The sequence below is a fragment of the Frigoribacterium sp. Leaf44 genome (assembly GCF_001421865.1).
GTDB lineage: Bacteria > Actinomycetota > Actinomycetes > Actinomycetales > Microbacteriaceae > Frigoribacterium.
Window position 1 is genome coordinate 1,205,238 of the sequence record NZ_LMLG01000006.1, and the last position, 21,775, is coordinate 1,227,012.

General features: G+C 71.9%; 16 protein-coding genes. 9 read left to right on the top strand and 7 right to left on the bottom strand.

Annotated elements, in window-relative coordinates:
- Positions 1-145 precede the first annotated feature (145 nt).
- Together ASE87_RS14140 and ASE87_RS14145 are read right to left on the bottom strand one after the other, a co-directional pair.
- The gene (locus tag ASE87_RS14140) at positions 146-697 is read right to left on the bottom strand and encodes a YceI family protein (protein WP_054144994.1); all 552 of its coding nucleotides are present in this window, start codon (positions 695-697) and stop codon (positions 146-148) included.
- Between the two features lie 177 nt (positions 698-874).
- Positions 875-1,879: an aldo/keto reductase family protein gene (locus ASE87_RS14145; protein ID WP_043594192.1), complete on the bottom strand. Its 1,005-nt coding sequence runs from the start codon at positions 1,877-1,879 to the stop codon at positions 875-877.
- A 182-nt stretch (positions 1,880-2,061) separates the two neighbouring features.
- Here ASE87_RS14145 and ASE87_RS14150 point away from each other — a divergent pair, with 182 nt between their 5' ends.
- From ASE87_RS14150 to ASE87_RS14185, 8 genes are all read left to right on the top strand, one after another.
- A complete protein-coding gene (locus ASE87_RS14150) occupies positions 2,062-3,504 on the top strand; it encodes a glycosyltransferase (protein WP_056229363.1) in 1,443 nt (480 codons plus the stop codon).
- Positions 3,505-3,589: 85 nt separating this feature from the next.
- Complete coding sequence (locus tag ASE87_RS14155; protein WP_082452639.1) at positions 3,590-4,201, top strand: GtrA family protein; 612 nt, start codon at positions 3,590-3,592, stop codon at positions 4,199-4,201.
- Positions 4,202-4,216: 15 nt separating this feature from the next.
- Positions 4,217-5,707, top strand: a complete 1,491-nt coding sequence (locus ASE87_RS14160) for a glycosyltransferase (RefSeq protein ID WP_235472319.1) — start codon at positions 4,217-4,219, stop codon at positions 5,705-5,707.
- Positions 5,704-7,710, top strand: a complete 2,007-nt coding sequence (locus tag ASE87_RS16190) for a glycosyltransferase family 39 protein (protein WP_056229367.1) — start codon at positions 5,704-5,706, stop codon at positions 7,708-7,710. Before ASE87_RS14160 ends, ASE87_RS16190 begins: the two co-directional genes overlap by 4 nt.
- A gap of 98 nt (positions 7,711-7,808) precedes the next feature.
- Complete coding sequence (locus tag ASE87_RS16195; RefSeq protein ID WP_056229370.1) at positions 7,809-8,675, top strand: DUF4397 domain-containing protein; 867 nt, start codon at positions 7,809-7,811, stop codon at positions 8,673-8,675.
- A gap of 133 nt (positions 8,676-8,808) precedes the next feature.
- Positions 8,809-9,984, top strand: coding sequence for a glycosyl hydrolase family 8 (locus tag ASE87_RS14175; RefSeq protein ID WP_043594195.1), 1,176 nt, complete (start codon positions 8,809-8,811; stop codon positions 9,982-9,984).
- A complete protein-coding gene (locus ASE87_RS14180) occupies positions 9,981-10,664 on the top strand; it encodes a class F sortase (RefSeq protein WP_082452640.1) in 684 nt (227 codons plus the stop codon). The genes ASE87_RS14175 and ASE87_RS14180 overlap by 4 nt, the downstream gene beginning before the upstream one ends.
- A gap of 146 nt (positions 10,665-10,810) precedes the next feature.
- Positions 10,811-11,617 carry a polyprenol monophosphomannose synthase gene (locus ASE87_RS14185; RefSeq protein WP_056229372.1) on the top strand — a complete coding sequence of 269 codons (807 nt, stop codon included), beginning with the start codon at positions 10,811-10,813 and terminating at the stop codon, positions 11,615-11,617.
- Between the two features lie 78 nt (positions 11,618-11,695).
- On the opposite strand, the gene treZ is transcribed toward ASE87_RS14185, so the two are convergent.
- The 4 genes from treZ to ASE87_RS14205 all read right to left on the bottom strand — a co-directional run bounded on the left by treZ (position 11,696) and on the right by ASE87_RS14205 (position 19,890).
- Positions 11,696-13,468 (bottom strand): malto-oligosyltrehalose trehalohydrolase, encoded by a 1,773-nt coding sequence (gene treZ, locus ASE87_RS14190; protein ID WP_056229375.1) that lies wholly within the window; start codon positions 13,466-13,468, stop codon positions 11,696-11,698.
- 144 nt (positions 13,469-13,612) lie between these two features.
- Positions 13,613-15,988, bottom strand: coding sequence for a malto-oligosyltrehalose synthase (gene treY / locus ASE87_RS14195; RefSeq protein ID WP_056229754.1), 2,376 nt, complete (start codon positions 15,986-15,988; stop codon positions 13,613-13,615).
- A 17-nt stretch (positions 15,989-16,005) separates the two neighbouring features.
- The gene (gene glgX / locus ASE87_RS14200) at positions 16,006-18,204 is read right to left on the bottom strand and encodes a glycogen debranching protein GlgX (RefSeq protein WP_082452641.1); all 2,199 of its coding nucleotides are present in this window, start codon (positions 18,202-18,204) and stop codon (positions 16,006-16,008) included.
- Between the two features lie 117 nt (positions 18,205-18,321).
- On the bottom strand, positions 18,322-19,890 hold the full coding sequence (locus ASE87_RS14205; protein WP_056229377.1) for a S8 family serine peptidase: 1,569 nt from the start codon (positions 19,888-19,890) through the stop codon (positions 18,322-18,324).
- Positions 19,891-20,184: 294 nt separating this feature from the next.
- Between ASE87_RS14205 and ASE87_RS14210 the strand changes: the two genes are divergently transcribed.
- Positions 20,185-21,144: an NAD(P)-dependent oxidoreductase gene (locus ASE87_RS14210; protein ID WP_056229381.1), complete on the top strand. Its 960-nt coding sequence runs from the start codon at positions 20,185-20,187 to the stop codon at positions 21,142-21,144.
- 171 nt (positions 21,145-21,315) lie between these two features.
- On the opposite strand, the gene ASE87_RS14215 is transcribed toward ASE87_RS14210, so the two are convergent.
- Positions 21,316-21,576, bottom strand: coding sequence for a hypothetical protein (locus ASE87_RS14215; RefSeq protein WP_043594205.1), 261 nt, complete (start codon positions 21,574-21,576; stop codon positions 21,316-21,318).
- Positions 21,577-21,775: the final 199 nt, after the last annotated feature.

A 21,775-nucleotide genomic window follows, 5' to 3' on the forward strand; every position in this document is an offset into this window, starting at 1 on the left:
CGCGCCGCTCGCCGCCGCTCTCTACCTCGTGACGAGCGCGGCCTGGACGCTGGGGGAGCGCGCGGTGCTGCGCCGGGTGCTCGCCCGGTGACGCGGAAGGGCCCGCCCTCGCCGTGCGAGAGCGGGCCCTTCGATGTGCTGCTGCCTACGCGGCGAGCGTGAACTGGATCTCGAGCGTGACGGTGACGTCGTTGCCGAGCGTGAAGCCGCCGGCCTCGAGGGCGGCGTTCCAGGTGACGCCGAACTCGGTGCGGTCGATCTTGGTGGTCGCCGAGAAGCCGAGCTTGGTCTGGCCGTAGCCGTCGACGACGAGGCCGCCGAACTCGCTCTTCAGGGTGACGGGCTTGGTGACGCCGCGGAGGGTGAGATCGCCGTGCACGAGGAATGCGTCGTCGCCCTTCTCCTCGATGCTGGTCGACACGAAGGTCATCTTGGGGTGCTCTTCGGCGAGGAAGAAGTCGCCGGTCTGCAGGTGACCGTCGCGGTCCTTCTGGTTGGTGTTGACCGAGGCCACGTCGATCGAGGCGGTGACCTTCGAGGCGGTGTGGTCCTCGGCCGTGACGAGCGAGGCGTCGAAGGACTCGAACGAGCCCTTGACCTTGCTGATGGCCAGGTGGCGGACGCTGAACGAGACCTCGCTGTGCGTGGGGTCGAGGTTCCAGGTGCCGGCGGGGATCTTCTCTGCGGTGATGGTCATGGTGTTCTCCTGAATCTGTGAGGTCGAGGTCGAGGTCGAGGTCGATGACGTGTCATCGAAGCTGGTACGAGTATATGCAAGCGCATCCAGCCGGACAACATTCCCGGGGTGTCCGGAAGATGTCGAGGGGGTGACCGACGGGCCGGCCCGGGTCGGGCCGGCCTCGGGTCGGGCGGGTCAGGCCGGGCGACGCTCGGGCGAGACCGTCTTGGCGGGGTCCTTCTCGGCGAGGTCGCCGAGCGCCTCGTCGATGCGGGCCATGACGTCGGCGGGAAGCACCACACCCGCCGCCTTGACGTTGTCGGCGACCTGCTCGGGGCGCGACGCCCCGATGATCGCGGACGCCACGTTGTCGTTCTGCAGCACCCACGCGATGGCCAGCTGGGCCATCGAGAGGCCGAGGTCGGCGGCGATCGGCTCGAGCTTCGCGACACCGGTGAGCACCTCGTCGGTGAGGAAGCGCTTGATCGTGTCCGCGCCTCCCTTGTCGTCCGTCGCGCGGCTGCCCGCGGGCAGCTCGGCGCCCGGCTTGTACTTGCCGGTCAGGACGCCCTGGGCGACGGGCGACCAGACGATCTGGCCGAGGCCGTGCTGCTTGCTCGCCGGCACGACGTCGGACTCGATGACGCGCCAGAGCATCGAGTACTGCGGCTGGTTCGAGATCAGCTGCACGCCGTGCTTCACGGCGAGCTCGTGGCCCGCGCGGATCTGCTCGGCGGTCCACTCGCTGACGCCGATGTAGAGCGCCTTGCCGGCCCGGACCACGTCGGCGAAGGCCTGCATGGTCTCTTCGAGCGGGGTCTCGTGGTCGTAGCGGTGGGCCTGGTAGAGGTCGACGTAGTCCGTGCCGAGGCGGCGGAGCGACCCGTCGATCGACTCGAGCACGTGCTTGCGGCTGAGGCCGACGTCGTTGTGCCCGCGGGGGCCGGTGGGCCAGTAGACCTTCGTGAAGATCTCGAGGCTCTCGCGACGCTCGCCCTTGAGGGCGTCGCCGAGGACCTGTTCGGCCGCGGTGTTCGCGTAGGCGTCCGCGGTGTCGAAGGTCGAGATGCCGGCATCGAGGGCCGCGCGGACGCACTGCGTCGCCACGTCGTTCTCGACCTGGGACGCGTGCGTCAGCCAGTTGCCGTAGGTGATCTCCGAGATCTTGAGTCCGCTGTCGCCGAGGTGTCTGAATTCCATGACCCCACGCTACGCGTCGCGACGGACGGGGCGAAGGGGTGTGCGGCCGACTCGGAAGGCGTACAGTGACGATTCATCAGATCGTGTCCCCCACCTGGGGGACACGATCCGTCGGACACCGCGGTCCCACCCGGGGCGGGCGTCCGAGGCTCCTGCTGACCCGACCCGACTGGAGCACCACCGTGACCTCCGCACCGCCCCTCGCGGCGCCCGGCCCCGTCCTCACCCCGACGCTGCCCGCGACGCCCACGCCGTTCGCGCCGAACCGTGACGGCCTGCCCACCGGCCCGGTGGAGAACGCCGCGGCCGCCCTGCCGTGGGCCGACTGGTCGAGCCTGCAGTGGGCCGGCTTCCTGCTCCTCGCCGTGCTCGTCGCCCTGGTCCTGCTGGTCTCGATCCGTCGCATCGTGCACAGGCTCCACCTGGTCCGCGAGCAGGAGGAGCTGGGCCACCGCGACCTCGACGGCCCGGTGCTGCCCCCGGCTCACGTCTTCACCGCGCTGGTGCCGGCGCGTGGTCCGGCCGGCCTGGCCGTCACCCTCGACCTGCTGGCGAGGCAGCAGCACCCCGACGTGCGCGTCCTCGTCGCCGTGGACCCGGTCGACACCCTGACGCTCGACGTCGCGACCTCCGCCGCGCGGCGTCACCCCGGTCGCGTCCGGGTCGTCCGAGCCGGGTCCTCCGCCGGGCGTCCGTCCGCGGTCGCCGCGTCGCTCGACGACGCGCTCGCCGAGGTCGGCGACGGCGTGGTCGGGATCTTCGCGGCGGGCGACCGTCCCCACCCGCGGCTCTTCGCCCTCGTCGACTCGGTCCTGACCCGCACGGACGCCGACGCCGTCCAGCACGCGAGTCGGCCGGCACTCGAGGCGGCTCCCTGGTGGGCGCCCCGAACGGCCCTCGACCGGTGGTGGTGGTCCCGGTCGGTGGTCCGCTCCCACGGCCGGGCCGGCTTCGTGCCGCTGTCGGACGGCACGCTCTTCGTCCGTCACTCGTGGCTCGCCTGGTCGGGCGGCTGGGATGCGAGCTGTGCCGAGGCGGGCCTGGACCTCGGGGTCCGCATGACGGTGGCCGGGGCTCGCGTCGTCATCGCGACCTCGCCCGAGACGACCACCGTCGAGCGTTCGCCGGGCGGGCTGCGCGACCTGGCCCGCGCCCGGTCGTCCTGGGTCCGGGGGTGCCTGCAGGTGCTCGGCCACGGGGACTGGCGTCGGCTCCGGCCGGGGGCACGGCGCCGTGCCCTCGGTGTGCTCACCGAGCCACTGCTGGACGCCGGCGTCACCATCGTGACGGCCGCGGCGCTCGTGTCGACGGTCCTCGTCGGCGCGCCCGGCCTCGTGATCGCACTCGCGGCGGTGCCGGTGCTGCCCTGGCTGCTCTCGCAGCTCCTGGACGTCGGGGGCGCGACGGAGGCGGCCGCGGAACAGGGGCGCCGGGCGACGGGTCGGGAGCGCCTCCTGGTCGTCGTCGGTTCGGTGCCCGACCGGCTGGTCACCCTCGTCGCCGTCGCGGCGGCGGTCGGGGCGGAGCTCGCGACCGTGCGGTCGAGGATCGAGGGTCCGTCCGCGTCGAGCGACCCGATCCGCGCCGGACGACCCGTCGGGGTCGACGAACCCGCCACCGGATGAACGGCAGATGTCGCCTGTCTGGCAGTTGGCCCAGATCTGCGTACCCCGACCAAACCGATCCGGCGACGTCCCCCGAACCGGTGTCATGCCCGAACCAGAGTCCCCCGTCCAGGGGGCACGTCCCGACCGTGCCGCCACGACGAACCCGACGCCACCCCTGCGCCTCGTCGCCCGGGTGAAGGAGCTCGCGACGTTCGGCGCCGTGGGCGGGATCGCCTTCGTCGTCGACGTCGGCGTGTACAACCTGCTGCGCGCCACCCTGCTCGACGACAAGCCCATCGGCGCCAAGGTCATCTCGGTGATCGTCGCGACGGCCGTCGCCTGGCTCGGCAACCGTTACCTGACCTTCCGGCAGGGCCGCAACCAGGCCGTCGTCCGCGAGGCCGTCACCTTCGGCCTCGTCAACGTGGGCGGCCTGCTCATCGCCTCGGCCTGCCTGTTCGTGTCGCACTACCTGCTGGGCTTCACGAGTCAGCTCGCCGACAACGTCGCGGCCAACGGCGTCGGCCTCGTGCTCGGGACGGCCTTCCGGTACGTGGCCTATCGCCACGTCGTCTTCCGCGGCTCGTCCGCGGTCCCCACCACGGTCGACACCCCCGACGCGTCGGCCGCGCTCGCCACCGTCATCGGCCCCGGGCCGACCGACGACCCCACCCGACAGAACACCGCGCAGCCCCATCTGCACCCGACCCACTGACTGGAGAGTGATCCTGTGTCGACTGACCCGACCCAGATCCCGACATCACGTCTCGCAGCGGGCGAACCCGCCCCGCTGCTCACCCCGCAAGCCCCCGCCGACCCGTCGCAGTTCGTCCCGAACCGTGGCTCGACCGGTGCCACCGAGTCGATGATCGGCTTCCAGTTGCCCGACTGGTCGCCGCTCGAGTGGATCGGCTACTCGTCCCTGATCGTCGTGACCATCCTGCTGACCGCGGTCGCCGTGTCGACCCTCTGGTGGATGCTGCACGCCTGGCGGTCGAAGGACAACCTCGACGACAGCCAGTTCAGCGAGAACCCGCTCCAGGCCGCCCACTCGTTCACGCTGCTCGTGCCCGGCCGGCACGAGGAGGAGGTCATGGGCCAGACCCTCGACCGTCTCGCCCAGCAGGACCACCCCGACTTCGAGATCATCGCCATCGTGGGCCACGACGACCCCGGCACCGAGCGGGTCGCCCGCGAGGCCGCGGCCCGTCACCCCGAGCTGATCCGCGTGGTCGTCGACTCGAGCGTGCCGAAGAACAAGCCCAAGGCGTTGAACCTGGCGCTGCAGTCGTCGCGCGGCGAGATCGTCGGCGTGTTCGACGCCGAGGACGAGGTGCACCCTCGCCTCCTGACGCTCGTCGACTCGCGGTTCACCGAGACCGACGCCGACGTGGTGCAGGGCGGCGTCCAGCTGATGAACTTCCAGAGCAGCTGGTGGAGCCTCCGCAACGTGCTCGAGTACTACTTCTGGTTCCGGTCGCGCCTGCACTTCCACGCCAAGGAGAAGTTCATCCCGCTCGGCGGCAACACCGTCTTCGTGCGCAAGGACTGGCTCGACTGGTCCGAGGGCTGGGACGCCGAGTGCCTCGCCGAGGACTGCGAGCTCGGGGTCCGCCTCTCGAGCGCCGGTGCCAAGGTCGTCGTGGCCTACAGCCCCGAGGTCGTCACCCGTGAGGAGACCCCCGGCACCTTCGTCTCGCTGCTCAAGCAGCGCACCCGCTGGAACCAGGGTTTCATGCAGGTCTACGGCAAGGGCGAGTGGAAGAAGCTGCCCCGTCTGCGCCAGCGCCTGATGGCTCGCTATCTGCTGACCATGCCGTTCATCCAGGCCGCCACCGGTCTGCTGATCCCGGTCTCGATCATCCTGATCCTGACCACCAAGGTGCCGACCGCCATCGCGCTCGTCTCGTTCGTGCCCCTGGCACCGACGCTCGTGCTGCTGGCCGTCGAGTTCACCGGCCTGCGCGAGTTCGGCCGCGTCTACGGGCAGAAGGTCCGCGCCCGGGACTACTTCCGTCTCGTCTGGGGACTGCTGCCCTACCAGATCTTCCTCGCGCTGGCCGCGGTCCGGGCGGTCTTCCGCCAGCTGAAGGGCCTCAACGCGTGGGAGAAGACCGAGCACACCGGAGCCCACCGCGACGAGGTCGCGACCGAACCGCAGGAGGCGCCCCGCGCCTCCCAGCCGGAGCCCGCCCTGGCCATGACCGGAGGTGACCGATGACCAGCACGCTGAACCGCCCCCGCGCCGCCGACACCACCGTGTCGAACGGCCCGGGCACCCCCGTGGTCCCCACCAAGGACCCGCGGCGCTCCGAGCCCGCCTCGTGGTTGCGTCGGCACGGCGCGAGCCTCGCCTGGCTGCTGCCCGTCCTCGCGATCGCCGCCGTCGTCATGGCGTTCAACATGGACGGCTCACCGCAGCGCATCGACGACGAGGGCACCTACGCTGCCCAGGCCTGGGCGATCCAGAACCTCGGCGAGATCACCCACTACACCTACTGGTACGACCACCCGCCCGTCGGCTGGCTGCAGATCTCGGCCTACACGGCCGTGACCGGTGCCTTCTCGCGCTACGACGTCGCCGTGCTCGCCGCGCGGGAAGCCATGCTGTTCTTCACGGTCGTCTCGGTCGCCCTCGTCTGGCTGCTCGGCCGCAAGCTCGGCCTCAGCCGTCCCGCGGCCGCCGTGGCGGGCCTCGTGTTCGCCGTCTCGCCGCTGGCCCTGCAGTTCCACCGCACGGTCTACCTCGACAACGTCGCCACCCCGTGGCTGCTCGCCGCGTTCGTCTTCGCCCTGAGCAAGCGGTACCAGCTCGCCGGCTTCGCCGCGGCGTCCCTGTCGTTCGGCATCGCGGTGCTCTCGAAGGAGACCTACCTGCTGGCGCTGCCGTTCCTGGCCTGGATGATGTGGCGCGGCGCCGACAAGTCGACCCGTCGCTACACGTTGTCGATCGCGGGCAGCCTGCTCGTGCTCGTCGGCCTCGGCTACGTCGCGCTCGCCGCCGTCAAGGGCGAACTGCTGCCCGGCGCCGGCCGGGTGAGCCTGCTCGAGGGCATCCAGTTCCAGCTCGCGACCCGTGAGGCCAGCGGTTCGGTGTTCGACACCGGCAGCCTGTTCTTCGCGACCGTGTCGCAGTGGTGGCAGCTCGACCAGGTGCTCATCGTGCTCGGCACGCTGGCCTCGGTCGTCGCGGTCTTCGTCAAGAAGCTGCGTCCGCTCGGCGTGATGATGGTGTTCCTGATCGCCTTCATGTTCCGCCCCGGCGGCTACCTGCCGGTGCCCTACGTGATCATGCTGCTGCCGTTCGCGGCGCTGCTCGTCGCGGCCGTCACCGACCACGCGGTCCGGGCGTTCCGTGCCCGCCGGGCCGGCGCGCTCTCGACCGCGGCGTCCCGCACCGGCTCGGTCGCCTGGCTCGCCCTGACCCTCGCGGCCGTCGTGGCGATCGTCCCGCTCTGGGCCGTGCAACTGCGTGGCTTCCTGGACAGCGACCTCGACGCGCCCATGCGCAACGCCGAGAGCTGGGTCGAGACCAACGTGCCGAAGGACAGCCGCCTGCTGGTGGACGACGCCGTGTGGGTCGACCTGGTCAAGGCCGGCTTCGCCCGCGACAACGTGATCTGGTTCTACAAGATCGACACCGACGGTGCCGTCCAGGCGCAGTCACCGAACGGTTGGCGCGACTCGGACTACCTGTTCGAGACCGAGTCGGTCCGCACCTCGGGCCCCACCTCACCCGAGATCCGCGAGGCCCTCGCGAACTCGACCGTCATCGCCTCGTTCGGCGACGGCGACCAGCAGGTCAACGTCCGGCAGATCGACAGCCAGGGCGCCGCACAGGCGCAGACCGAGGCGGACGACGCCGCGTCGGCCCGCGCGCAGGCCGGTGCCGAGCTGGCCCAGAACCCGAACCTGCAGATCTCGTCGACGCTGTCGACCGCGCTCTCGGACGGCCGCGTCGACCCGCGCGCCATCATCGTGCTCGGCCAACTCGCCGCCCTGGGTCCGATCTCGGTCGCCGATCCCGAGGCCCTTCCCGGCGAACAGGACGCCCTGTTCCGGCAGTTCGACGTCACCCCGCAGGGCGGCCAGTCGGTCGACGAGGTGCGGACGACGCTCGAGGGCCTGGGCAGCGTCTACGTCCCCGAGTCGGTCGTCCCCTCGGGCGACGGACTGCGCGTCACCTTCTCGGCCGTCGCACCGACGGGCGTCCTCGCGAACTGATCGCCACGCCGGCGTCCGTCCTCCCGCGGGCGCCGGCACCTCCTCACCGCGTCCCACCCGTCCCGGGTGGGACACCCGACCGGAAAGGACCAGCCATCGTGGCTTCCCTCTCACGCACCACCACCGCACCCGCCGCCGTCACCGGCGTCCCGTCCCGACGCCGCCGTCTCGCGACGGTGCTCGCCCTCACCGCCGCCACCGGGGTCGCCCTCGCCGGCGCCCTCGTGGGCACGTCGCCCGCGCACGCCGCCGACGGGGACGGCTGGGTCCGCGTCGGCCACCTCTCGCCCGACACGAAGGCCGTCGACGTCACGCTGACCTCGCTCAAGGGCGGGCAGGTCGTCATGGACCTCGACGACGTCACCTACGGCCAGGTCAGCCCCTACCAGGCGCTGGCCGCGGGCACCTACGTGGTCTCGATGACGGCCGCGGACGCACCCACCAGTGCCAAGCCGGTCATCACGTCGAACATCACGGTCGACAGCGGCCAGCCGATCACCGCCGTCGCCTACGGCCCGAACGACGACCTCAAGACCCAGGTCTTCACGGACGACCTGACGGCCCCGGCCGACGGCCAGGCCAAGGTCCGCCTCGTGCAGGCCGCGAACGTCAGCAAGACCGTGACGGTCGCGACGAGCACGGGCACCACCATCGCCGAGGACGCGCCCTTCGGCAGCGCCAGCGGCTACGCGCAGGTCGCGGCCGGCCCCTGGACCCTCGACCTGACCGGCAAGAAGGTGACCGGCACGAGCGACGTCGACCTCGCGGCGGGCAGCATCAACACGCTGTTCGTGCTCGACAACTCGACCGGCGGTCTGACCGTCGTCCCGGTCGTCGACAGCGCGGCCACGGCGCAGGCGCCCGTCGGTGGCGTCCAGACCGGTGGCGGCTACCTCGCCGAGCACCCGCAGAAGAGCGAGACCAAGGGCCTCTGGGCCACCGTGCTCGGCTGGTTCGGGGTCTGACGACCCGGCACGGCGAGCACGGCCCGGCAGGACGAGGAGGCGCGGTGAGCGACACACCGCACCGCGCCTCCCCGGCTCCCCGCCCCACCGCACGACCGACGCCCGGCACCGCCGGGCAGGAGAAGAGGACGACATGACGAAGAAGACGAAGGCGCTGCTCGCAGCGGCCGTCGTGGTGGCCCTCGCCATCACCGCCGGCATCGCCTCCCTCGTCGTCGGAGGGGCCGGCGGCCCGTCGACGGACCAGGCAGGCGGCGGTGCGGGCGCGACCGGCACCCCCGGCGCGGGCACCGCGACCCCCCAGCCCCGGACGGCCACCGAGATCGGCGAGGACTTCCTCGCGGACTACGTCGACGACGACGGCCGCGTCGTCCGGCGCGACCAGGGCGACGACACCGTCAGCGAGGGGCAGGCCTACGGGCTGCTCGTCGCGGTCGCCGTGGGCGACGAGAAGCGGTTCGACGCCATCTGGCGCTGGACGGAGGACGAACTCGTCCGACCGGACGGCCTGCTCGCCTGGCAGTGGAAGGACGGCGCGGTCGTCGACGACATGCCCGCCAGCGACGCCGACGTGGACGCCGCCCGGGCCCTGGTGCTCGCCGGTTCGACCTTCGACCGACCCGACCTCACCACCGCGGGCGTCGACCTCGGCACCGACGTGCTCGACGAGATGACGGTCTCGACCGACGTCGGCCGCATCCTCTTGCCCGGACCGTGGGCGATGGGCTCCGGCCCGTGGTCGTACAACCCCTCGTACGCGTCGCCCGCCACCTTCGCGCAGCTCGGCGAGGCCAGCGGCGACCCCCGATGGGCCGAGCTCGAGACCGGCTCGCGAGCCGTGACCACGAACATCCTCGCCTCGACGGCCCTCCCGAGCGACTGGGCCCAGGTGCGGCAGGACGGCACGACGGTCCCGCTGCCGAGCGCCGACGGGTCGTCGGGCACCGTGCAGTACAGCTACGACGCCGGTCGGCTCGCCCTGCGCTACGCCGAGTCGTGCCAGCCCGAGGACGTGGCGCTCTCGGCGTCGATGGCCTCCGTGCTGCAGCGCTACGACGAGCTGCCCATGCAGCTCGACCTCGGCGGGCAGTCGGTCGGTTCGGACCAGAGCCCGCTCGCCTACGCCGCCCGCGCGGCCGCCGAGGCCAGCGACGGCCAGCACGACCGGGCGACGGCCGACCTGCGGACCGCCGACTCGCTGTCCCAGTCGACTCCGACCTACTACGGCAGCGCCTGGGCGGCTCTCGCCGCCCTGCAGCTCGAGGGCACGAGCCTCGGCGCCTGCTCCCCGCTGGCGGTGGCCGGATGAGCCTCTCGACCTTCGTCGCCGGTCACCGCGCGGCGGTCCTCGCCGCGGCCGCCGCCGTCGTGCTCGTGGCCGGCGGCGTGACGGTGGCCGCCGTCGCCGCCCGGTCCGACGTGGACGCACCCGGCTCCGTCGCCACGGCCTCCGCCACCACCGATGCGACGCCGGATGCGGCGAGCGGAGCGGCCGGCGCCTTCCAGGACCCGGCGGCCCCGTCGTACACCCCGCCCCCGGCCGACGCGACGCCGGTCCGCCTGCAGATCCCCTCGATCGGGGTCGACTCCGGCCTCGAAGACCTCGGCCTCGGCGCCCAGGGCGAGCTCGACCCGCCGAAGGAGTGGCTGTCGGCCGGGTGGTACCAGGACGGCGTCGTGCCCGGCGCGGTCGGCCCGGCCGTGATCGCCGGACACGTCGACTCGGGTGACGCCCCCGCGGTGTTCGTCGACCTCGCGAAGCTCGTGCCCGGCGACGAGGTGCAGGTGACGCTCTCGACCGGCTCGGTCGAGACCTTCCGCGTCACGGGCAGCGAGCGCACCCCGAAGGCGACGTTCCCGACGAGCGACGTCTACGGGGCCAGTCCGACCCCCGGCCTTCGGCTCATCACCTGCGACGGCACGTTCGACCGGTCCACCGGTCACTACGTGGACAACCTGATCGTGTTCGCCGACCTCGTGACCTCGTGACCTCGTGACCGGAGGCCACCCGGTCGGCCGGCGCCGCGCCTCCTGAGCCCCGGGCACCCGACACCCGACACCCGACACCCGACACCCGACACCCGACACCCGACACCCGACACCTCCGACTCCCACCCGACGGGAAAGGACCCACCATGAACGACGCCCTCGTCATCATCCCGACCTTCAACGAGCGCGAGAACCTCGACTGGATCGTGGGGCGCACCCTCGCCTCCGGTGCCTCGGTCGACGTGCTCGTCGTCGACGACGGCTCACCCGACGGCACCGGCGAGCTGGCCGACGCCTACGCCGACCGCGACCCCCGCGTGCACGTGATGCACCGCACCGAGAAGGCCGGCCTCGGTGCCGCCTACCTCGCCGGCTTCGCCTGGGGGCTCGAGCGCGGGTACGACGCCCTCGTCGAGATGGACGCCGACGGTTCGCACCACCCCGAGTACCTGCCCGGCATGCTCGAGCTGCTGCGCGAGAACGACCTCGTGCTCGGTTCGCGCTGGGTGCCCGGCGGCGCCGTCGAGAACTGGCCGCTGCGTCGCGAGCTGCTCAGCCGCGGCGGCAGCTGGTACACCCGGGGTGCCCTGGGCATCCGGGTGGCCGACACGACCGGAGGGTTCCGGGTGTTCCGCTCGTCGGCGCTGCGCCGGATCGACCTCGACCGGGTCGAGTCGCGCGGCTACTGCTTCCAGGTCGACCTGCTGTGGCGCGCGCTCCAGGCGGGCCTGCGGGTCGTCGAGACTCCGATCACGTTCACCGAGCGAATCCACGGTGCCTCGAAGATGAGTGGTTCGATCGTCCGGGAGTCGCTGACCAAGGTGACCCTGTGGGGTCTGCGGCGACGGTCCCGCGCCGTCGTCGAGCTGGTCGTGCGACACCGTCGGCTGCCGAGCGTCCGCGCCACCTCGCACCGGGTCGGACCCGTGCGCGGCGGCGTGTCGACGCGCTAGCCGCGACGCGACACGCGGGCGCCCGGGGTGGTCAGCCCCGGGCGCCCGTCGTTCGTGACCGCCTGGTCCGCGCCGGGGTCAGCGGACGATCGCGACCGAGTGCGCCGGGAGCAGCAGGCTCGCACCCGGGACGATCGACCCGTCGCTGGCGAACAGGACGGTCTCGGCGCTCACCGCGACCCGTGCCTCCTGGTCGGCGAAGTTGACCGCGATCTTCAGATCGCCGCGGGTCAGCACGAGCCAGCGGGCGTCGCCGTCGTACTCGACGCCGGTCTCGCCGAAGCGGGGGTCGGTGAGCGCGGGCTCGCTGCGGCGCAGGGCGCCGAGGCGGCGGTACGCGTCGAGCAGCACCGCGTGGCGGCCGGTCTCGAGTTCGGACCAGTCGAGCTTGCTGTTCTCGAAGGTCGAGGGCTCCTGCGGGTCGGGCACGGACGACTCGTCCCAGCCCATCTTCGCGAACTCCTCGATGCGGCCCTTCGCCGTCGCCTCGCCGAGGTCGTGTTCGGGGTGCGAGGTGAAGAACTGCCACGGGGTCGAGGCGCCCCACTCCTCGCCCATGAAGAGCATCGGCGTGTAGGGGCCGGCCAGGGTCAGCGTCGCGGCGATGATCAGCTGCCCGTCGTCGAGGGTCGCCGCCAGGCGGTCGCCGATCGCCCGGTTGCCGATCTGGTCGTGGTTCTGGTTGGCCACGACGAGGCGCCAGGTCGGCATGTGCTCGGTGTCGACCGGGTGCCCGTGCGTCGCCTCGCGGAACGACGACCAGGTGCCGTCGTGGAAGAAGCCCTTGGTCAGCACCTTCGCGAGGGCGCCGAGCGGCTCGAAGTCGGCGTAGTAACCCGTCGTCTCGCCGGTCAGCGCGACGTGCACCGCGTGGTGGAAGTCGTCGCTCCACTGGGCGTCGAGGCCGTAACCCTGGCGGTGGTCGGGGCCGAAGCCACCGCCGTCGCGCGGGGTGACCAGGCGCGGGTCGTTCAGGTCGCTCTCGGCGATCAGCGAGAGCGGTCGGCGCAGATGGCTGCTGAGGGCGGCGGTCCGCTCGGCGAGCTCCTGCAGCAGGTGGACCTCGCTGTCGTCCTTGAGGGCGTGCACGGCGTCGAGGCGCAGACCGTCGACGTGGTAGTCGTCGAGCCACATCGCCGTGTTGTCGAGGATGAACTCGCGCACCTCATGGGCTCCGTCGTCGTCGAGGTTGACGTTGTCGCCCCAGGTGTTGGCGTGCTTGCTCGACAGGTACGGCCCGAACAGCGGCAGGTAGTTGCCCGAGGGGCCGAGGTGGTTGTAGACGACGTCCTGCACGACGCCGAGGCCGGCCGCATGCGCGGCGTCGACGAAGCGCTGGTACGCCTCGGGGCCGCCGTAGTTGTCGGTCACCGTGAACCAGTCGACGCCGTCGTAGCCCCAGTTCCAGCGGCCGTTGACGCCGTTGACCGGCAGCAGCTCCACCAGGTCGACGCCGAGGTCGACGAGGTACGGCAGCTTCTCGATCGCCGAGTCGAGCGTGCCCCCGGGCGTGAAGGTGCCGACGTGCAGCTCGTAGACGACCGAGCCGGCCAGCTGACGGCCGGTCCACGCGTCGTCCGTCCAGGAGAAGGCACCAGGGTCGTAGGTCTCGCTCAGGCCGTGCACGCCGTCGGGTTGGCGACGCGACCGCGGGTCGGGCAGCGGCGTCCCACCCTCGGGGGAGTCGCCGCCGTCGAGCACGAAGCCGTAGCGGTGGCCCGGGCCCCGGTCGAGGTCGGCGGGGGCGCGCCACCAGCCGGTGTCGGCCTCGGCCGTCAGCGGCAGCAGATCGCCGTCGAGGTGCAGGTGCACGGTGGTCGCTTTCGGGGCCCAGACGTCGTAGACGCTCATCGGTCTCCTCGGGTTCGGAAGGGTCGGGGGAGGGGAGGTCGAGAAGGCACGACATGCCGCTCACCACCAGAGGTGAGCGGCATGTCGTGACGTGTCGCCCGGGGGCGACGGTAGTCGGGCGCGACGCGGCGCGACCCGACGGGGTCAGTCCTCTGCGGGGATCAGCAGGGCGACGGGGTACGTGTCGAGCACGTCGGCCAGGCGGAGGCGACCGCCCTCGTGCCGACGGCCGGTGAGCACGTCGCGGTACGCGCCTCCTGCGGTCAGGACCACGGTGTCGTCCCAGCCGCCGGCCTGCTCGAGTGCGACGGGCAGGCGGGTCGCGATCGCGAGCGCCCCGCCGCGGTCGACGGCGACGGCCGACGCGGCCTGCTCACCGAAGACGGGCAACGCGGCGTAGCGCGTGAACAGGTCGGGTCGGTCACGGCGCAGCGTCAGGGCGTGGTGCGTCACGACGAGCTTGGCGGCACCGGTGTCGTCGATCGCCGGCGTCGCCCCGCCGCGGATGTCGTCCAGGAGGCGCCGGCGCAGCCCGAAGTCGACCTCGCGTCGGTTGTCGGGGTCGACGAGCGAGAAGTCCCACAGCTCGCCGCCCTGGTACACGTCGGGACTGCCGGGGCCGGTGAGCTGCATCAGCGCCACGCCCAGCGAGTTGCTGTAGCCGGGTGCGCGGAGGACGTCGACGATGCGCTCGACCTCGTGACGCACCTCGTCGTCGTCGAAGGCGGCGTCGACCGCGGCGTGCATCCGCCCCTCGAAGGCCTCGGCCTCGTCGGTGCGGTCGGTCCACGTGGTCGACGTGCTCGCCTCGCGGGAGGCCTTCTCGGCGTAGGCGTGCAGGCGCTCGCGCGACGCGGGCCAGGAGCCGACGATCGTCTGCCAGAGGATGTTCTCGAACGGTCCGTCGCCGACCGGGGCGAGCTCGCGCAGGCGCTCGAGGGTCGCCGCCCACTCGGTGGCGACCTCGGCCAGCACCGAGACGCGGGCGCGCACGTCGGCACTGCGCTTCGTGTCGTGCGTGGACAGCGTCGTCATGCCGAACGGACGCTCGGCCAGACGCACCTGCTGACGCGCGTGGAACTCGTCGGGCGTCAGCGAGAACTCGCTCGGGTCGGCACCCACCTCGGTCAGCGTCGCCAGGCGGCTGTAGCGGTAGAAGGCGGTGTCCTCCACGCCCTTGGCCATGACCATGCCGCTCGTCTGCTGGAAGCGCACCGAGGCGGGGTGCGACTCGTCGCGCAGCACGGCGACGACGCGCGCGATGGCGTCGGCGAGGTCGGGACGGTGGCTCGTGGCGACCTCGGCGGCCTCGGTCAGCCACTCGGCGCCCTGCGGCAGGTAGCTGCGGTACACGGGGAAGGCCGCGGCCAGCTCGGCCAGCGCGTCCACCACGGACGGGTCGACGGCGCCGCCCTCGGCGATCAGGCGGGCGAGACGGTTGATCTCGCTGCCCAGGATGCCGTCGGCGATGCCGCGCTTCGTGCCGAGGATCATCTCGTGCCAGTCGACGGGCGCGTCACCGGTCGTCTCGTCGGCCCCGGCGGCCTGCTCGTCGGCGTCGACCCCGCGGGCCCGGCGCAGGCGCGCGTCGAGGGCGTCGAGGGCGGGTGCTCCGCTCGGGTCGACGAAGAGGCGGTCGAGGTCGGCCAGGGCGTCGTAACCCGTCGTGCCGGCCGTCGCCCAGTCCTCGGGCAGGCGCTCGTCCCCCTCGAGGATCTTCTCGACGAGCACGTGCGCGTCGCCGGTCAGGGCGGCGAGCAGGTCGAGGTAGCCCTTGGGATCGGCGAGGCCGTCCGGGTGGTCGACCCGCAGGCCGTCGACGAGACCCTCCGAGAACCAGCGGCCGATCTCGGCGTGCGACTCGGCGAAGACCCCCGGGTCTTCGACGCGGATGCCCGCGAGGGTGTTGACCGCGAAGAAGCGACGGTAGTTGAGGTCGGTGTCGGCTTTCTTCCAGTGCACCAGCTCGTAGTGCTGACGCGAGTGCACGGTGGTGGCGTCGTCGCCGGGCGAGCTCGTGCCCGGGGCGATCGGGTAGACGTTGTCGTAGTAGTGCAGCTCGTCGCCCTCGACCGTGAGGCCCTCGATCGCGCCGTCCGCCGAGGCGGGCTCGCCGAGCACGGGCAACAGCACCTTGTCATCGCCCGCGGCCCAGTCGACGTCGAACGCGTCGGCGTAGCGGGACGCGCGGCCGTGGGTCAGGAGGTCCCACCACCAGACGCTCGCCTTGGGGGTCGCCACGCCGACGTGGTTCGGCACGATGTCGACCAGCACGCCGAGGCCCTCGGCGTGCGCGCGCGTCGAGAGCTCGTCGAGACCCTCGGCACCGCCGCGCTCGGGGTCGACCTGGCTGTGGTCGACGACGTCGTAGCCGTGGTCGCTGCCCGGCTCGGCGGCGAGGATCGGCGACAGGTAGACCCAGTCGGCACCGAGGTCCCGCAGGTACGGCACCAGGTCGGCGGCCGCGTCGAGGTCGAAGGAGGCGCGCACCTGCAGGCGGTACGTCGAGCGCGGGTGCATGGTCGGTTCGTGTCGGGTCACAGTTCTTCCTCGGCCGTGGCACGCAGGACGACGAGCGAGCGACCCGCCACGGGGAGTCGGTCGCCGGCCCGCAGGGCCGCGGGGGCCTGCGGGGTCGAGGGCGGTTGGGTGGTGGTGGCGGCGCGGGTGGCCGTCGGGGTGCGGGGAGCGGCGCTCGCCGGGGGCGGGGGCGCCGTCACGGTGCTGTCGACGACGACTTCCCAGCCCTGGGCGTACTCGTCGGGCGGGAGGACGAAGGTGACCGTCTCGGCGCTGGCGTTGAAGTACAGGACGAAGTTGACGTCGGTGATGCGACCGCCGCGGGCGTCACGGCCACGGATGCCGTTGCCGTTGAGGAACATGCCGATCGCCTTGGCGTAGGACTCGTTCCACTCGCCCTCCTGCATGGCGTCGCCCTCGGTCGTCAACCAGACGATGTCGGGCAGGGGTTCGCCCTCGCCGCGGGTGACGGGACGGCCGTTGAAGTAACGCTGTCGGCGGAAGGTCGGGTGGTCGTGGCGCAGCTTGATGACCTCGGCGACGAACTCGATCAGCTCGCGGTCGGCGTTCGGCCAGTCGATCCAGCTGATCTGGTTGTCCTGTGCGTACGTGTTGTTGTTGCCGCCCTGGGTGCGGCCGAGCTCGTCGCCGTGCAGCAGCATGGGCACGCCCTGGCTGAGCAGCAGCGTCGCCAGGAAGCTGCGCTGTCGCTGCTCGCGCAGGGCGCGGATCTCGCCGTCCTCGGTCTCGCCCTCGACGCCCGAGTTCCACGAACGGTTGTGGCTCTCCCCGTCGTTGCCGTCCTCGCCGTTGGCGTCGTTGCGCTTGTCGTTGTAGCTGACGAGGTCGCGCATCGTGAAGCCGTCGTGCGCGGTGACGAAGTTGATGCTCGCGACCGGGCGGCGTCCGTCGCGTTCGTACAGGTCGGCCGACCCGGTGATCCGGCTGGCGAACTCGCCGAGCGTCGAGGGCTCACCGCGCCAGAAGTCGCGGACGGTGTCGCGGTACTTGCCGTTCCACTCGGTCCACTGGGGCGGGAAGTTGCCCACCTGGTAGCCGCCGGGGCCGACGTCCCAGGGCTCGGCGATCAGCTTGACCTGCGAGACGATGGGGTCCTGCTGCACGAGCTCGAAGAAGGTCGAGAGGCGGTCGACCTCGTAGAACTCCCGGGCGAGCGACGCCGCGAGGTCGAACCGGAAGCCGTCGACGTGCATCTCGGTGACCCAGTAGCGCAGGCTGTCCATGATGAGCTGCAGCGAGTGCGGGTGACGGACGTTCAGGCTGTTGCCGGTGCCCGTGTAGTCCATGTAGTGCTGTTGGTCGCCGTCCATCAGCCGGTAGTACGCGGCGTTGTCGATGCCCTTGAACGACAGCGTCGGACCCAGGTGGTTGCCCTCGGCCGTGTGGTTGTAGACGACGTCGATGATGACCTCGATGCCGGCGTCGTGCAACACCCTCACCATCGTCTTGAACTCCTGCACCTGCTGGCCGATGTCGCCGGTGGCCGAGTAGGCGGCGTGTGGGGCGAAGAACCCGATGGTGTTGTAGCCCCAGTAGTTGCTGAGGCCCTTCTCGAGCAGCGTGTTGTCCTGCACGAACTGGTGCACGGGCATCAGCTCGAGCGTGGTGATGCCGAGCTTCTTCAGGTGGTCGATGATCGCCGGGTTCGCGACGCCGGCGTAGGTGCCGCGTTCTTCCTCGGGGATGTCGGGGTGCGTCTCGGTCAGGCCCTTGACGTGCGCCTCGTAGATGACGGTCTCGTCGTAGCTGTACTTGGGGGCGCGGTCGCCCTGCCAGTCGAAGAACGGGTTGATGACGACGCCCAGCATCATGTGCGGGCCGGAGTCTTTGTCGTTGCGCGAGTCGGGGTCGCCGAACGTGTAGGCGAACAGCGCCTCGTCCCAGTCGATCTCGCCGCAGGTGGCCTTGGCGTACGGGTCGAGGAGCAGCTTGTTCGGGTTGGCACGCGAGCCGTTCGCGGGGTCGTACTCGCCGTGCACTCGGTAGCCGTAGCGTTGGCCGGGCTGCACCGTGGGCAGGTAGGCGTGCCAGACGTAGGCGTCGACCTCGGTGAACTCGACCCTCGTCTCGGTGCCGTCGTCGTCGAACAGACACAACTCGACCTTGCTGGCGGCTTCGCTGAAGATCGCGAAGTTGGTGCCGCTGCCGTCGTAGGTCGCGCCGAGGGGGTAGGGGTTGCCGGGCCAGGTGTGCATCGAACCTCCGATTGGGACTCGCTCAGCCTAGGGGCGAACGAGCGCCCCGTCCGCGCGAGGACGGGGCGCCCGCCGGGCCGCTCGGGCCGGGCGGGCGCCCCGTCGGGGCGACGACCGCTACTTCGTGACGGCCGCCAGGGCGTCGACGATCCCCTCGCCGAACCACCCGTTGTCCGCCGGCGTGCCCGTGCACGTCGTGGTGGCGGACGGGCAGGGGGTGTCGGTCGCCTGCTGCTCGAGCAGTCCGGTCAGGGCCGCACCCTTCAGACGCGGGTGGGTCGACTTCAGCAGGGCCAGCACGCCCGCGACGTGGGGCGAGGCCATCGACGTGCCCGACTTGGTGCCGTAGCCGCCTCCGGTCACGGTCGACAGGATCGCCGAACCGGGGGCCGCGACGTCGACGACGCCGTCGCCGTAGTTCGAGAAGCTCGACTTCGTCCCCGCCGAGGTGGTCGACGACACGGTGACCACGCCGTCGAGCTCGGTCGGGATGTCGAGGCACCGGGAGTCGATCGGCCGGGAGACCGGGGTGGTGTCGTTGGGGCTGGCGGTGTCGACCGTCTTGTTCGCGAGGTCGATCGACGAGTTGCCGGCCGCCGCCACGTTGACGATGCCCTTTTTCTGCGTGAACTGCACCGCGCGGTCGACGGCGGTCAACACGGCCGCCTGGTCGACGTCCGAGCCGCACCAGAACTGCCACGGGTCGACGTAGTAGCTGTTGTTCGTGATGTCGGCACCGGTCGCGGCGGCCTGCATGAAGCCGCAGATCGCGGCCTCGGGGTAGATGAAGCCGTCGTCGCTGACGACCTTGACGGCCGACATCGTCACGCCCGGGGCGACGCCCACGATGCCGACGCCGTTGCGGGCCGCCGCGATCGTGCCGGCCACGTGGGTGCCGTGGTCGCTCGTCGTGGGCTGCCAGGCGTCGTAGCTCGCATCGGGCGTCCCGGTCAGGCAGCTCGCCGAGGCGGCCACGTCGATGTTCGGCTGCAGGTCGGGGTGGTCGCCCTCGATGCCCGAGTCGAGCACGGCGACGAGCACGTCGCGGCTGCCGTCGGTGACCTGGTGCGCCCGGTCGGCCCCGATGGCCGTGAGGTCCCACTGCTGGGCCTCGAGGGGGTCGGCGACGACGGTCGTGGCCTCTTCGAGTCGCTGCTCGGGCGAGGTCGCGGCCTTCGGCTTGCCGGGGTGTCCGGGGCCACCGGGCTTGCCCGGCTTGACCGGCTTCCCCGGGCCCGGGGTGGTCGTGCCGACGCCGAACGTCGGGTCGGTCTCGGCGACCGCGGCCGTGCGGGTGGCACCGGCCGACGTCACGGCCTTGTCGCCGCGCACCGACGCGGCGAAGTTCGTGTTGCTCGACTGCGCGACGACCACGCCGAGCTCGGCGTACGCGGCGATGACGCTGCCGCCGGCCGCGGCGACCGCCCGCTCGACCTGCTGGGTCGCGCCCGGGTTCGCCTTCGTCGCGTTGACGACGTAGTTCATCACCGGGCCCTCGACGACCGGCAGGGTCGGGGCGGGGCCGGGCTTGCCCGGGGCCGCGGGGGCACCGGGTGCGGACGTGGGAGGCGCGGCGACCGCGGCTCCGGAGCCCACGGCGACGAGTCCCAGGGTCAGGGACGCCGCGAGGCAGGCGGTCGTCACGCGGCGGCGGATGCCGCGGGTGCGGGGGTCGGTGAAGGTCATGGTTCTCCTCGTCGGGTCGCGCGTGCCGGATGGGACGCGCGGAGCGGGTGGCTCGTCGCGGGCCGTGCCCGGTGATCCGACGAGCCGCCGTGCTCCTCATGGGAAGTCTGAAGAATCCGGGGCCACGGCGCAGTGGGCACTTGAGGGGACGCTGCATGACCCCCATGCGGGGTACACCGATGTCAGGGGCGCCGGGTAGCGTCGGGCCATGTCCTCCGATGCCGTGCGCAGCGCCGCCACTCCTCGCCCCCGCCCTCCGCTCCGGGCCCTCTCGATCGTGTCGGGGGTCGCGTCGTGAAGATCGTCGTCATCGGGTCCACCGGCCACGTGGGCGGTTTCCTCGTCCCGCGACTCGTCGAGGCCGGCCACGAGGTGGTCGCCGTCAGCCGCGGGGCCTCCGAGCCGTACCGGCCGCACGCGGCGTGGTCACGCGTGACGCGCCTCCTGCTCGACCGCGAGGCGGGCGACGCCGACGGCACGTTCGCGGGCGCGATCGCCGGGCTCGGGGCCGACGTCGTGATCGACATGATCTGCTTCACGGTCGGGTCGGCACGTCAGATGGTCGACGCCCTGCAGGGCACGGGCACCGTGCTGGTGCACTGCGGCACGGTGTGGGTGCACGGCCCGTCGCGCGAGGTGCCGATCACCGAAGAGGCCGAGCGCACCCCGTTCGGCGAGTACGGCACGCAGAAGGCCGCGATCGAAGAGCTGCTGCTCCGCGAGTCGCGGCGCCCGGGCGGAGTGCAGAGCATCGTGCTGCACCCCGGGCACATCACGGGTCCGGGCTGGCCGATGATCAATGCGGTGGGCAACCTCGACCTCTCCGTCTGGGAGGCCCTGGCCGCCGGGCGCGAGATCGCCATGCCGGGCCTCGGACTCGAGACCGTCCACCACGTGCACGCTGACGACGTCGCACAGGCCTTCCATCTCGCGGCCGAGCGGCACTCGCAGGTGGTCGGCGAGGCGTTCCACGTCGTCAGCGAGCGGGCGATCACGCTGCGCGGGCTCGCCGAGGCGATCGCGCGGCACCACGGTCAGGAGGCGCGGCTGCGGTTCGTCTCGTGGGCCGAGTTCCGAGACCAGACGTCCGACGAGCACGGCGACGCGTCATGGCAACACGCCTCGCGCAGCCACTCGATGAGCATCGAGAAGGCCCGCCGACTGCTCGGCTACGCTCCGCGGTACACCTCGGTGCAGGCCGTCGTCGAGGGCCTCGAGTGGCTCGAGGCCGACGGGCAGCTGACGCTGGGTTGACCCGGGTGCGCGTGGCTCGGGCAGGCTGGTCGAGTGACTGATGACGCTCGACAGCTCGTGCATTTCCACCGGAAGCACCACGACGCGATCGTCGAGGTCACCGAACTCGTCGTGGCGACGCCGTCCCCCCAGCCGGGTCGTCGAGACCGAAGATGACCGGACCGGTCGTCGTCAGCCGCGGCGGAGGAGGTGGGCCGTGACGGCGGCCTGCCACGAGGGGCCGTAGCGGGTCGTGCCGGCCGCGGTACGGACGACGAACGCTCCGGCCCGGTAGGCGAGCCGCCCGTGGCTGACGAGTTGCTCGCCGAAGCGCTCGGCGATCGACCACGTGTCCGACGACTCGAAGCTGATCGCGACGGGGAACCGTGAGCGTGGCAGGCGCACCTCGACCGGCGCTGCTCCGGCATGGGTCGGGAGGCGTCCGAGGAGCATCGGGGGAGTCGGAGCTGAGGCGGGGTGCACCACGGGGTTCCGTTCGTCGGTCGGCGGCTGGGCAAGGGCAGAGGAAACCCCCTCCCGCCCGGAGGCGGAAGGGGGACCACCGGGATGACCGGCCCTCGACGAGCGAGGGCCGGTGCGTCGTCACGGAGACGACCCGGGTTCCGGGCCGCACCTCGCGAGGCGGGGTGCG